Here is a 13,225-nt window from a genome sequence, read left to right on the forward strand (position 1 = left end):
GAGGTTTGTGTACATATGACTGATTTCAGTCTGTGAAATGGAGGATTTCAACAATGAATATCCATGAGTATCAAGGGAAAGCGGTCCTGAAACAGTATGGTGTCGTCGTACCAGAAGGTAAAGTAGCCTTCTCCGTAGACGAGGCTGTCGAAGCGGCCAAAGCGCTCGGAACACCGGTAGTTGTCGTGAAAGCACAAATTCACGCAGGTGGCCGTGGTAAAGCGGGCGGAGTTAAAGTAGCAAAAAGCATCGATGAGGTGCGTGCTTACGCTAGTGAAATTCTAGGTAAAGTACTCGTTACTCACCAAACAGGTCCAGAGGGCAAAGAAGTTAAACGCCTTTTGATCGAGCAAGGGTGCGACATTAAGAAAGAATATTATATCGGCGTAGTATTGGACCGCGGTACGGGTCGGGTCGTTATGATGGCTTCGGAAGAGGGCGGCACGGAGATTGAAGAAGTAGCCGAGCACTCCCCTGAGAAAATTTTCAAAGAAATCGTTGATCCGGCTGTTGGCTTGCAAGCGTTCCAAGCTCGCAAATTGGCTTACGCGATCAACATTCCTAATGAGCTTGTTAACAAAACGGTTAAGTTCATGATCTCTCTCTACACTGCATTTGTAGAGAAAGACGCTTCCATTGCAGAAATTAATCCGCTTGTCGTTACTGGCGACGGACAAGTTATTGCGCTTGACGCGAAACTTAACTTCGATTCCAATGCACTTTACCGTCACAAAGATATCGTTGAGCTGCGCGACCTGGAAGAGGAAGATGCGAAAGAAATCGAAGCTTCCAAATACGACCTTAGCTATATTGCGCTTGATGGAAACATCGGCTGCTTGGTTAATGGTGCGGGTCTTGCGATGGCGACAATGGATATTATCAAATATTACGGCGGCGACCCTGCCAACTTCCTAGACGTAGGGGGCGGTGCGACAGCTGAGAAGGTTACTGAAGCATTCAAAATCATCTTGTCCGACGAGAAGGTTAAAGGGATTTTCGTTAACATCTTTGGCGGCATCATGCGCTGTGACGTAATCGCTAACGGCGTTGTCGAAGCAGCTAAGCAAGTCGGTCTTGATCGTCCGCTTGTTGTTCGCCTTGAGGGCACGAACGTAGACCTCGGCAAAAACATTTTGAAAGAATCGGGATTGAACATCGTGGCTGCGGATTCCATGGCGGACGGCGCGCAGAAGATTGTCGCTCTCGTGAAATAAGATAACTTGCTGTGCGGCAATGGCTGCATACGAATTCATTCAGGGGATGTGAGTTAAGAGTGAGCATTTTGGTCAATAAAGATACAAAAGTCATTACCCAAGGGATTACAGGCGCTACTGGCTTGTTCCATACAAAAGGCGGGCTGGAATACGGCACGCAAATGGTAGGCGGCGTAACACCTGGTAAAGGTGGCACGAACGTTGACATTACACTTGATAACGGGACGCTCGTATCATTGCCTGTTTTCAATACCGTTGCTCAAGCGAAAGCGGCTACCGGCGCTAACGCGTCAGTTATCTACGTTCCTCCTGCATTTGCTGCAGATGCGATCATGGAAGCTGTAGATGCGGAGCTTGACCTCGTTATTTGTATCACTGAAGGTATTCCGGTACTGGACATGGTACGGGTTAAACGTTACATGGACGGCAGCAAAACCGTTCTAATCGGACCTAACTGCCCAGGCGTGATTACGCCTGATGAATGCAAGATCGGCATCATGCCTGGATACATTCATACAGCTGGTCACGTTGGCGTTATTTCCCGCTCCGGGACGTTGACTTATGAAGCGGTTCATCAATTGACGACTCGCGGCATCGGCCAATCCTCTGCGGTAGGTATCGGCGGCGACCCGGTTAAAGGCTCCGAGTTCATCGATATTCTGAATCTATTCAATGAAGATCCAGACACCTATGCGGTCATTATGATCGGCGAGATCGGCGGAACGGCTGAGGAAGAAGCAGCTGAGTGGATCAAAGCGAACATGACAAAGCCGGTTGTAGGCTTCATCGGCGGCGCTACAGCGCCTCCAGGCAAACGCATGGGACATGCTGGCGCAATTATTTCTGGCGGTAAAGGTACCGCTGCTGAGAAGATTGCAACGCTTGAAGCTTGCGGCATTAAAGTTGCCCCGACTCCTTCCGAGATGGGTTCAACGCTTGTAAGTGTACTAGAAGAGCAAGGATTGCTTGAAAAGTGCATTACACGTAAATAATTGAATCGATTGATGTGAGGTAAGCAACCTCTCAACGACCCGAAAACGGGAGTTGGGAGGTTGCTTTTTTATTTACCGATTTCCATTATTTTATCGGCTGACTTGCATTCTTATGCCGCGTAACGCACAATAGATAAGAATGCAGGCCAGCCCGAGTTAAGAAAGGGTTGGTTAAAATAGTTCAAAATCAAGATATACGCAGACAAATGATCATTGCTTTTCACGAAATTCCGGGTATTGGCTGGCATGCGATACAAAAAGCAGTGCAGCATCAATTATGGAATAAACCACTGTGGAGCGTAGAAGATCTTCTTGCAATAGGATTGCAGCGAGGCCAAGCGAAAGCGGCAGCAGAGCGTTATGCCGAGCAACCATGGATGTTGACAGAAGAGCCTTCCGCAGCCGCGCAGAAAGTAAATGCCGTCGCGTTGACCCCCTATGATGCAGCTTATCCGCATATGCTGAAAGAAATCGCGCAGCCGCCTTGGGTTCTTTATGCTAGAGGAAGGCTGGAGCTCCTGCAAAGACCAGCGATTGCAATCGTAGGAACGAGAGTACCTACAGCATATGGGAGACAGGCCGCGGCTTCACTGGCGAAAGAGCTGTCACATGCAGGACTGACGGTTGTAAGCGGACTTGCGAAAGGGATAGACGGCAAGGCTCATGAAGCTGCACTAGGAGGAGCGGGAGGCACGATTGCCGTTTTGCCCACGCCGATAGACAGATGTTATCCGCCGGAGAATCTATCATTGTTTCATAGAATCGCGGAGCAGGGCTTGCTCGTTTCCGAAACACCGATTGGCACCTCGCTGCACCCGGGACAGTTCCATCAGCGTAATCGTATTATCGCAGCTTTGTCCGTGGGTACCGTTGTGGTTGAAGGTGCAACAAGAAGCGGTTCTCTCATAACGGCTCGCCATGCTTCAGACATGTCCAGAGAATTGTTCGCCATACCTGGACCGATTAATTCGCCGAAGAGCGAAGGGCCCAATGAGCTGATTAAACGCGGCGAGGCGAAGCTAGTTACAGGCATGCAAGATATCATCGAAGAATTGAATTGGCTGCCGGCTGCTTTACAAGCATACAAGGAAGCGGATGAAAAGAGCTCGTCCAAAGTGGAAACAAAAGGGGATCAATTAACGCCCGAAGAGAGTAAATTGATTGCATTGCTTAGAGATCAGCCGCTTTCGATTAATGAGCTGCATGAGCTTTCTGCCATCCCTTTTGGACATTTGAACGCACTTCTGCTAAATTTATGTATAAAACGAAAAATTGAATTGCAGCCCGGATCAATATATATTGCTTTATAGCTTGCAATGGAGAGAGGAGGCGCCTTACATGGCAGATTCTTTAGTTATCGTCGAATCACCCGCTAAAGCCAAAACGATAGGTAAATATCTTGGCAGCAAGTATATCGTTAAAGCTTCCATGGGTCATATTCGCGATTTGCCCAAAAGCCAGATCGGCGTCGAGGTTGATAATGATTTTAATCCCAAATACATTACGATACGCGGAAAAGGCAGCGTCCTCAAGGAATTGAAGGATGCCAGCAAAAAAGTAAAACATGTCTTTCTAGCAGCCGATCCGGATCGCGAAGGAGAAGCGATTGCTTGGCATTTGGCCCATTATTTGGAGCTGGATGAGACAGATACTTGCCGCGTTGTATTTAATGAAATAACGAAGCAGGCTGTCAAGGACGCATTTAAGACGCCGCGGAAAATCAATATGGATTTGGTGAATGCACAGCAAGCGAGACGCATATTGGATCGGCTGGTCGGATACAAGATAAGCCCTCTACTATGGAAGAAAGTAAAAAAGGGCTTGTCAGCAGGCCGCGTGCAATCGGTTGCCGTAAAGCTCATTATTGATCGCGAGAATGAGATTGATGCATTTGTTCCCGAGGAGTACTGGTCTATTACCGCTAAGCTAAATCACTCGGGAATCGCATTCGATGCCAAATATCATTCCATAAACGGAGATAAGCGTGAGCTTGGCAATGAGGCAGAAATGCAGGAAGTGCTTCAGGCAATGAACGGAAGCCAGTTCACCGTCTCCGACGTGCGCGAGAAAGAGCGGCTCCGCAATCCTTCGCCACCCTTTATTACAAGCTCATTGCAGCAGGAGGCGGCCAGAAAGCTCGGTTTCCGCGCTTCCAAGACCATGTCCGTTGCCCAGCAGCTATACGAAGGCGTAGAGCTTGGCAAAGAAGGTACAGTCGGATTAATAACGTATATGAGAACAGACTCGACACGCATATCACCGATTGCGCAAGAGGAAGCAAAGGAATACATTACGGAAAAGTACGGTGCGCCTTACGTGCCTGAACAACCGCGGGTATATACAAAGAAGAACAGCAATGCCCAGGATGCGCATGAGGCGATTCGTCCGACATCCATCCTGCGCGACCCGGAATCGATGAAACCGTTTTTAAGCCGAGACCAGCTTCGCCTGTATAAGCTTGTATGGGAACGATTCGTTTCGAGCCAAATGCAATCAGCCGTCCTGGATACGATGACAGTTGATTTGCAGGCCGGCGAAACCATCTTTAGAGCGACGGGCTCCAAAATCAAGTTTGCTGGGTTTATGAAGGTTTATGTCGAAGGCAACGATGACGGAACTGTGGAAGAACATAAGTTTTTACCACCGCTCGCCGCTGGCGACGTGATGAACTCAGAGGCCATTGATCCTAAGCAGCATTTCACGCAGCCTCCTCCAAGGTTTACGGAAGCTAGGCTTGTAAAAACGCTTGAGGAGCTTGGCATAGGGCGTCCAAGCACGTATGCGCCAACGCTCGAAACGATTCAGAAACGCGGATACATTGCGATGGAAGAGAAAAAATTCATGCCGACCGAGCTTGGTGATTTGGTCATTCAGCTAATGGAAGAGTTTTTCCCTGAAATACTGGATGCCGAATTTACGGCGAACATGGAAGGAAATCTTGACCATGTGGAGGAAGGTACGGAGGATTGGGTAAAGGTTCTTGCGAATTTTTACGAATCCTTCGAGAAGCGTCTGGAAGTGGCCGAGGATGAGATGAAGGAAATCGAAATCCAGGATGAGGTTTCCGATGAGATTTGCGAGAAATGCGGCCGTCACCTCGTCTACAAAATGGGGCGTTTCGGGAAATTTCTTGCATGCTCCGGATTTCCGGATTGCCGTAATACGAAGCCGATTGTCAAGGATATTGGCGTGACGTGTCCGAAGTGCGCGGAAGGCAAAATCATTGAAAGACGCAGCAAAAAAGGAAGAATATTTTATGGCTGCGATCAATACCCGGGCTGCGATTACGTCTCATGGGACAAACCGACAAACAAACCATGCCCGCAATGCGAAGAGTCCAAGTTAGTTGAGAAGCGGAATCGCAGCGGAGCTAAGCTGATTTGTCCGACGTGTGATTACTCAGAAGAGGTTCTTGATGAGGACGAACAGGGTACGGATATCGATTAAGCACTAGCCGCGTGCCAAACAGTGCGCCTGGTAGATTATTTTTCTAATCAAATAAATACCCGCCACCGTCCTCCCTTTCTTTAGGGAGGACACCGTTGTTCAACGGGATGTTTATTCAACAACGTGTATTTGGCCCCTTTTACCGTTAGACGAATGTTTATATTGTGTTAGGCGAAGATTTGAACAATTGTAAGTGAATCGTAAATGATGGCTGGGGATAAATAAGAAATTGTTAATTTTTCTGCATGGCATGTGAAGCACAATAAGCAACCGAAGCGAATTACATCATGGAAGGATTGAAATATTTTGTCACAACCACAAAAAGTAACAGTAATCGGAGCTGGCCTGGCTGGAAGCGAGGCAGCATGGCAAATCGCATCGCAAGGAGTACCTGTCGTGTTATATGAAATGCGCCCTGTCACGAAAACGCCGGCTCACCATACGAATCAATTCGCAGAGCTAGTGTGCAGCAACAGCCTGCGGGCCAACGGTCTTGCCAATGCAGTAGGGGTGCTGAAGGAAGAAATGCGCCAGCTTGATTCTTTAATACTGAGCTGTGCGGATCAGCACGCAGTGCCTGCAGGAGGAGCGCTGGCGGTCGATCGTGACGGCTTCTCAGGCGAAGTAACTCGGAGGCTGCATGACCATCCGCTCGTTGAGGTTCGTAATGAAGAGGTGACAGAAATCCCTACCGACGGGATCGTGGTTATTGCTACAGGGCCATTAACGGCACCGGGATTATCCGCTCAAATCCAAGAACTGCTTGGCGAGGAATATTTTTATTTCTATGACGCGGCTGCTCCGATTGTAGAAAAAGACTCCATCGATATGAGCAAGGTTTATTTGGCATCGCGTTATGACAAAGGGGAAGCGGCTTACCTGAACTGTCCGATGACGGAGGAAGAATTCGAGATTTTCCACGAAGCGCTTACGACTGCCGAAAAAGCGGAAGTTAAAGATTTTGAAAAGGAAGTGTATTTCGAAGGCTGCATGCCGATCGAAATTATGGCAAGCAGAGGAAAGCAAACGGTGTTATTCGGTCCAATGAAGCCCGTTGGGCTTGTTAATCCGCATACAGGGAAGCTCCCCCATGCCGTTATTCAGCTGCGTCAAGATAATGCCGCTGGCACGTTGTACAATTTGGTTGGCTTCCAAACCCATCTCAAATGGGGTGAGCAGAAGCGTGTCTTCTCGCTCATACCTGGCCTTGAAAATGCTGAGTTTGTGCGTTTTGGCGTCATGCATCGAAATACTTTTATTAATTCGCCGCGGTTGCTTAAACCGACCTATCAGCTTAATAATCGCGAAACGCTGTTTTTTGCCGGTCAAATGACAGGCGTAGAGGGGTATGTGGAATCTGCCGCATCCGGTTTGATTGCCGGCTTTAATGCTGCAAGACTCGCCCGCGGACTCGAGCCAGTCGTACTTCCGGAGCACACAACGCTAGGAAGCATGGCTAATTATATTACGACGGCAGATTTCAAGCATTTCCAACCGATGAATGCAAACTTCGGGTTGTTCCCGCCGCTTGAAAAAAGAATGAAAAGCAAAAAAGAAAAGAACGAAATGATTGCTAACCGCGCGCTCGAGGGTATTGAGCAATTTAAAAAGGAACATTTGCAGTAGCCAATCGTAATGTAGGCATGGCAACCGATTTTAATACGGAACCTTGAGGAGGCAATGCAATGGAAATGCAATTTCACGCTACTACGATTTGCGCCGTGCGTCATGAAGGCAAAGGCGCGATTGCGGGGGATGGGCAAGTAACTTTCGGCAATAGCATGGTCATGAAAAACACGGCCAAAAAAGTAAGAAGATTATATCGTGGCCAAGTTATCGCAGGGTTTGCAGGCTCTGTTGCGGACGCAATTACCTTATTTGAGAAGTTCGAAGCGAAGCTGGAGGAGCATCACGGCAATTTGCAAAGATCAGCGGTTGAGCTAGCGAAGGAATGGCGTTCAGATCGCGTGCTTCGGAGGCTTGAAGCGATGATGCTTGTGATGGACAAAACAGGCTTGCTCTTAATTTCCGGAAATGGCGAAATCATTGAACCGGATGATGGCGTATTAGCCATTGGCTCCGGCGGCAGCTTTGCATTATCCGCGGCACGCGCGCTGCAGCGTCATGCGCCTCATATGTCCGCAAACGATATTGCTCGTTCCTCACTTGAGATCGCCGCGGACATTTGTGTATTCACCAACCGAAATATCATTGTTGAAGAGATTGAGTAGCGATAATTATCCCGCAGGACATATAAGGTTAAGCTTCGGAAAGCCAAAGTGAAGATATATAAATCGGAGGGATTTTATAATGGGAAATGATGCACTGACACCCCGACAGATTGTAGCGGAGCTTGATAAGTATATCGTTGGTCAAAAGCCGGCGAAACGTTCAGTAGCGATTGCGCTGCGCAATCGTTACCGCAGAAGCTTGCTTGATGAAACGCTGCGCGATGAAATCGTTCCGAAAAATATTTTGATGATCGGACCAACCGGAGTAGGGAAAACAGAAATTGCGCGTCGATTGGCGAAATTGGTAAAAGCCCCTTTCGTTAAGCTCGAGGCCACGAAGTTCACCGAGGTCGGTTACGTTGGCCGGGATGTAGAATCAATGGTGCGTGATCTTGTAGAAACAGCAATTCGTATGGTGAAGACGGAGAAAACGGAGAAGGTTAAAGACCGGGCAGAAACGCTTGCCAACGAACGAATTGTTTCGCTGCTAGCACCTTCTACGGCGAAAGCAAAAGCTTCAAAAAATCCTTTTGAGATGCTATTTGGCAACCAACAGCAGTCCGATGAGCCGAAGGATGAACCTGAAGCTGAGCATGCGCTGTATCAAAAACGCTCGCAAATCAAAGAGCAGCTGGCTGCGGGCAAGCTTGAGAATGAAATTATTGAAATTGAAGTAGAGGACTCTTCTCCCAATATGATGGATATGCTTTCCGGTCAAGGTCCGGAGGGTATGGGCATGAATATGCAAGAGCTGTTTGGCCAACTAATGCCGAAGAAGCCTAAAAAACGCAAGCTGCCAGTCAAGGAAGCACGAAAGGTGTTAACGCAGGAAGAAGCTAACAAAATTATCGATATGGACGATGTCATTACGGAATCGATTACAAGGGCGGAGCAATCCGGCATAATTTTCATAGATGAGATTGACAAAATTGCCAGCCCGTCACGCGGGTCAGGGCCGGATGTATCGCGGGAAGGCGTTCAGCGTGATATTCTTCCGATTGTGGAAGGCTCGACTGTCATGACGAAATATGGCCCGGTAAAAACGGATTACGTCTTGTTTATTGCTGCAGGTGCATTCCATGTAGCCAAACCTTCGGACCTTATCCCTGAGCTTCAAGGACGTTTCCCGATTCGCGTGGAGCTGACGAGCCTTAGTTTGGATGATTTCGTAAGCATCCTCAAGGAACCGAAGAATGCATTAACCAAACAGTATTCAGCTTTGCTAGAAACGGAAGGCATTCAAATTGAATTCTCTGATGAAGCGATCCATGAGCTGGCTTCAATCGCTGCGGATGTAAATCGGAATACTGAAAATATCGGGGCGCGCCGGCTGCATACCATTCTGGAGAAGCTGCTTGAGGATTTATCCTTTGAAGCGCCGGAGCTGTCGCTTGAGAAGATGACGATTACGCCGGAATATGTTAGAGAAAAATTAGGAAGCATTGCGCAAAATCGCGATTTGAGTCAATATATATTGTAGTTGTTATGAGTTTTGGGAGGCATTAGAATGAGTTTACTAACAAAGACAAGAACGCTGAACCGTCTGCTGCAGCGCGCGGCCGGCAAAGCGCTCAGCTTCAGGGAAATGGCGGAGGTGCTTTGCACGACGATACAGACCAACGTATTCGTTGTGAGCCGGAAAGGGAAAATACTTGGTTGTTCCGCCGTTGATGCATTTGACCATGATTTCATGCGAGCGTTATCTGCGGATGAGCTTCGCTTTCCCCAGGAAAGCAATATTCGATTTCTTGATATGCAGGAATCGATGACAAATGTAAAGCCGGATGCTGGCATCTATGAAACGTTCCCTCGGCTTGGCGACCAAGAAATTATGACCGTAGTGCCGATTATAGGGGGAGGAGACCGTTTGGGTACGCTCGTACTCACCCGGTTATCCGGCGCGTTTGACGATGATGATCTGATTCTAGCCGAATACGGCTCGACGATTGTCGGTATGGAAATTTTGCGCGAGCGAACCGAGGAGATCGAACAAGAGGTACGAAGCCGTGCTGTCGTAGCTGTTGCGGTAGGATCATTGTCCTTTAGTGAGCTAGAAGCCGTTGAGCATATTTTTGAGGAGCTGGACGGGAAAGAAGGGTTGCTGGTTGCATCCAAAATCGCGGATCGAGTCGGGATTACGAGGTCAGTTATCGTAAATGCTTTGCGAAAACTTGAAAGCGCCGGAGTAATCGAAACGAGGTCATTAGGGATGAAAGGCACATATATAAAAATCCTAAATCACCAATTGCTGCAAGAATTAGACAAAATCAAGTCGTGAATATAGGTCGTTTAGACCAAATTGGCCCTATCTTTTTTTAAAGATAGGGCTTTTTTCTTATTGTAATAATTTAGGAAATTGTTGAATATTATCATGTCGGCAAAAATCGACACTACAATCTCATTTTTTTAATTTTTACTGTCGAACAAAGAAGGAATGAGCAGTAATCTGTTGAATACGTAAAAGAGATCTCCTATGTGAAAGTGGTGAAACTACGTGAATTTGTTGAATGGCGCTGCATTTGGAAGATTGGAAGGCGCGCTTCAAGCAGCAGAAATGCGGCAACGCGTCATTTCAAACAATGTGGCAAACGGTGATACGCCGCATTTCAAACGGTCTGAAGTACTGTTTGAGGAATTGCTGGAGCAATCAATGGGCAATCAGCAGGGGCAATTGATCGGTAAACGGACCAATCAAAAGCATATTGCAATTGGAGCAGCTTCTTCTAGTCTACCTATACCCAAAGTTACCACTGATGAAACAACTTCGATGAACAACAATGAAAATAATGTTGATATCGACCGCGAAATGTCTTTGCTAGCAAAAAATCAGCTGAGTTATAACTTTTATATCCAGCAGATAAATCATGAAGTCAAAATGATGCGAACAGCGATTGAAGGGAGAGCTTAAGGATGAAGTTGTCAACAGGATTTGATGTTAGTGCTTCTGCATTGTCGGCTCAGCGCCTGCGGATGGATGTTATATCCTCTAATATTGCGAATGCAGAAACGACGCGGGGAAGTTTTGTTAACGGACAATTTCAACCCTACAAGCGAAAGATGGTTGTGATGGAGCCACTGCAGCAATCCTTCTCAAGCGTGCTCTCCCAGCAAATGAACGGAAACCCAGCTTCTCAAGGCGTCAAGGTTACAAGTATCAAAGAAGATCAATCTCCAAACAAACTTATTTATAATCCGACTCATCCCGATGCTGACGCAAATGGCTACGTAAATATGCCAAATGTCGATGTAACGAAAGAGATGGTCGATATGATAGCAGCGACTCGTTCCTATGAAGCGAACGTAACCGCATTGAATGCAACAAAAGCTATGTTTGTCAAGGCTCTTGAGATAGGTAGATAGCGTTGCGAAATAAGCAACTAACGAAAGGGAGGGAAAATGATGATACAGTCAATGTCGCTAGGCCCGGTTCAACCAGTAAAACTTCTAGAAGCTAAACCGATCCAAGAAGCGACTCCGGCTCAACTGACACAATCTTTTGGCCAATATTTGCAAACGGCAATAGACAATGTCAGTAACCAAGAGCAAAACGTCCATAAGCTTAATGATAAATACTTAATCGGTGAAGTAGATGTTACAAAAGTGCTGATAGCTTCTGAGCAGGCGCAGCTGAGCTTACAGCTTACCTCACAAGTCCGCAACAAAGTGGTTGAGGCATATCAAGAAATCATGCGGATGCAAATCTAATCATCATTTCGAACTAGCATAGTATTTGGGTGAGGTGACAACGTGAACGAGAGAATCGCCCAATATAGAGCAAGGCTCACTCAATTCTGGAGCCAGATGGGCAGAAAACAAAAAATTTGGTTGGGGGCTTCAATTAGTGGATTATTGTTGACAATCATATTGTTAACAATCGTATTTACAAGGACGGAATATGAAATTGCTTTCCAGAATTTAGATACAACAGACGCAGCTGCGATTATGACTTACCTCGACGGTAGCGGAATTCCTTATGAGCTTAGCAATAATGGAAAGAGTATATCTGTTCCGAGCACGGATGCTGCCCGAATTAAAGTGGATGTCGGTTCGCAAGGACTTGTTCAAAACGGTTCGATCGGCTTCGAGGCTTTTACTTCAAGCTCGAGCCAGTTTGGTACGACAGAAAATGAATTCAATGTGAAATATCTGAATGCATTGAATGGAGAAATTCAGCAGCTTCTGAACGCCATGCAGGGTGTTGATAGCTCCAAGGTGCTGGTAAACCTTCCAGAAGAGAGCGTATTTCTTTCTCCTGAAGACGCGGAACAAGCGTCAGCCTCAATCATGATCAAATTCATGTCGGGTTACCGCCCGAGTCAGAAAGAGGTTGATGGATACTACAATCTCGTGAAGACCGCTGTTCCTAATCTGCAAATGAAGGATATTACAATTTCGAGCCCGCAAGGTGAATTAAGTTTCTCAGAGGTTGACGGTGGGTTAGCGAACAGTACAGATGCTGTAGAATCGCAATTTAGCATTCAGAGGAAGTATGAAACGGAGCTCAAAAAAAATATCCAACAATTTCTAGGCCCGATCGTCGGAGCCGACAACCTCGTTATTCAAGTTTCAAGCAGCATGAACTTTGACAAAAAAACGTCGGAAGAGTCAGTTGTCAAGCCTTTGGATAACAATAATAATAACGGAATCATAGTGAGTGAAGAAATTTCGAATAGCACCTCAACTGGATCTTCTGGAGAGGCTGGCGGTGTTGCAGGTACTGGTGAAACCGATGTCCCAGGCTACGAAGCTTCAACGAGCGGTGAGAACTCATCTGAGACAAACTCGCAAATTCGGAATTATGATTTTACGAGAATTAACAGCAATATCGTTTCTGGGCCGTTCGTATTGAAAGACCTTTCTATTAGTATCGGTATCGAAGCGTCACAAATTGAGGATGGAGACAGCAGAACGGCAATTATGGCTTATCTGACTGCTTTAGTCCGCGCGCAGTTGGCCGATTCCGGTCAAGACGTAACCAATGACCAGCTAATTGAGAAAAAGGTTGCCTTAATTGCAAGAACTTTCTCCGGCAACGCAGCTAGTAATCAAGCAAACACATTGAGCATGCCATGGATTATTGGTATCGGTGTTGCAGCGTTAGCCATCATTGGAGGACTTATCGTTATTCTTGCACGCAGACGCAAAAAAGCAGTTGAAGAAGAAATTGAATTGGTTGCACCATCCAAAGTGGAATATCCAACTCTCGACTTGGAAAGTGTCAACAATGACAGTCAGGCTCGGAAAAATCTTGAAACACTTGCCAAACGGAAACCGGATGAGTTCGTTAATCTTCTTCGCACATGGCTTGTGGATGAATAGAGGTGGTTCAGGTGTCAAAATC

12 protein-coding genes are annotated in these 13,225 nt (G+C 46.9%); all 12 read left to right on the forward strand.

Annotated elements, in window-relative coordinates:
- Positions 1 to 53: 53 nt before the first annotated feature.
- The 12 genes from sucC (at position 54) to fliF (ending at position 13,203) form a co-directional block, all read left to right on the forward strand.
- Positions 54 to 1,214 (forward strand): ADP-forming succinate--CoA ligase subunit beta, encoded by a 1,161-nt coding sequence (sucC, locus tag AC0YN3_RS02575; protein ID WP_183561764.1) that lies wholly within the window; start codon positions 54 to 56, stop codon positions 1,212 to 1,214.
- Between the two features lie 59 nt (positions 1,215 to 1,273).
- On the forward strand, positions 1,274 to 2,206 hold the full coding sequence (gene sucD, locus AC0YN3_RS02580; RefSeq protein ID WP_475773557.1) for a succinate--CoA ligase subunit alpha: 933 nt from the start codon (positions 1,274 to 1,276) through the stop codon (positions 2,204 to 2,206).
- Positions 2,207 to 2,412: 206 nt separating this feature from the next.
- Positions 2,413 to 3,516, forward strand: coding sequence for a DNA-processing protein DprA (gene dprA, locus AC0YN3_RS02585; protein ID WP_475773558.1), 1,104 nt, complete (start codon positions 2,413 to 2,415; stop codon positions 3,514 to 3,516).
- Between the two features lie 28 nt (positions 3,517 to 3,544).
- Complete coding sequence (gene topA / locus AC0YN3_RS02590) at positions 3,545 to 5,653, forward strand: type I DNA topoisomerase (protein ID WP_475773559.1); 2,109 nt, start codon at positions 3,545 to 3,547, stop codon at positions 5,651 to 5,653.
- 306 nt (positions 5,654 to 5,959) lie between these two features.
- The gene (gene trmFO, locus AC0YN3_RS02595) at positions 5,960 to 7,279 is read left to right on the forward strand and encodes an FADH(2)-oxidizing methylenetetrahydrofolate--tRNA-(uracil(54)-C(5))-methyltransferase TrmFO (RefSeq protein WP_475773560.1); all 1,320 of its coding nucleotides are present in this window, start codon (positions 5,960 to 5,962) and stop codon (positions 7,277 to 7,279) included.
- Positions 7,280 to 7,338: 59 nt separating this feature from the next.
- Positions 7,339 to 7,884: an ATP-dependent protease subunit HslV gene (gene hslV / locus AC0YN3_RS02600; RefSeq protein ID WP_475773561.1), complete on the forward strand. Its 546-nt coding sequence runs from the start codon at positions 7,339 to 7,341 to the stop codon at positions 7,882 to 7,884.
- Positions 7,885 to 7,963: 79 nt separating this feature from the next.
- Positions 7,964 to 9,364 (forward strand): ATP-dependent protease ATPase subunit HslU, encoded by a 1,401-nt coding sequence (hslU, locus tag AC0YN3_RS02605; RefSeq protein ID WP_475773562.1) that lies wholly within the window; start codon positions 7,964 to 7,966, stop codon positions 9,362 to 9,364.
- 27 nt (positions 9,365 to 9,391) lie between these two features.
- Positions 9,392 to 10,162: a GTP-sensing pleiotropic transcriptional regulator CodY gene (gene codY, locus AC0YN3_RS02610; protein WP_475773563.1), complete on the forward strand. Its 771-nt coding sequence runs from the start codon at positions 9,392 to 9,394 to the stop codon at positions 10,160 to 10,162.
- 216 nt (positions 10,163 to 10,378) lie between these two features.
- On the forward strand, positions 10,379 to 10,792 hold the full coding sequence (gene flgB / locus AC0YN3_RS02615; protein WP_475773564.1) for a flagellar basal body rod protein FlgB: 414 nt from the start codon (positions 10,379 to 10,381) through the stop codon (positions 10,790 to 10,792).
- Between the two features lie 2 nt (positions 10,793 to 10,794).
- The gene (gene flgC / locus AC0YN3_RS02620; RefSeq protein WP_475773565.1) at positions 10,795 to 11,244 is read left to right on the forward strand and encodes a flagellar basal body rod protein FlgC; all 450 of its coding nucleotides are present in this window, start codon (positions 10,795 to 10,797) and stop codon (positions 11,242 to 11,244) included.
- Positions 11,245 to 11,283: 39 nt separating this feature from the next.
- Positions 11,284 to 11,589, forward strand: coding sequence for a flagellar hook-basal body complex protein FliE (fliE, locus tag AC0YN3_RS02625; protein ID WP_475774271.1), 306 nt, complete (start codon positions 11,284 to 11,286; stop codon positions 11,587 to 11,589).
- Between the two features lie 42 nt (positions 11,590 to 11,631).
- Positions 11,632 to 13,203 carry a flagellar basal-body MS-ring/collar protein FliF gene (fliF, locus tag AC0YN3_RS02630; protein WP_475773566.1) on the forward strand — a complete coding sequence of 524 codons (1,572 nt, stop codon included), beginning with the start codon at positions 11,632 to 11,634 and terminating at the stop codon, positions 13,201 to 13,203.
- Positions 13,204 to 13,225 lie beyond the last annotated feature (22 nt).

This window comes from Paenibacillus sp. J22R232 (assembly GCF_056269165.1).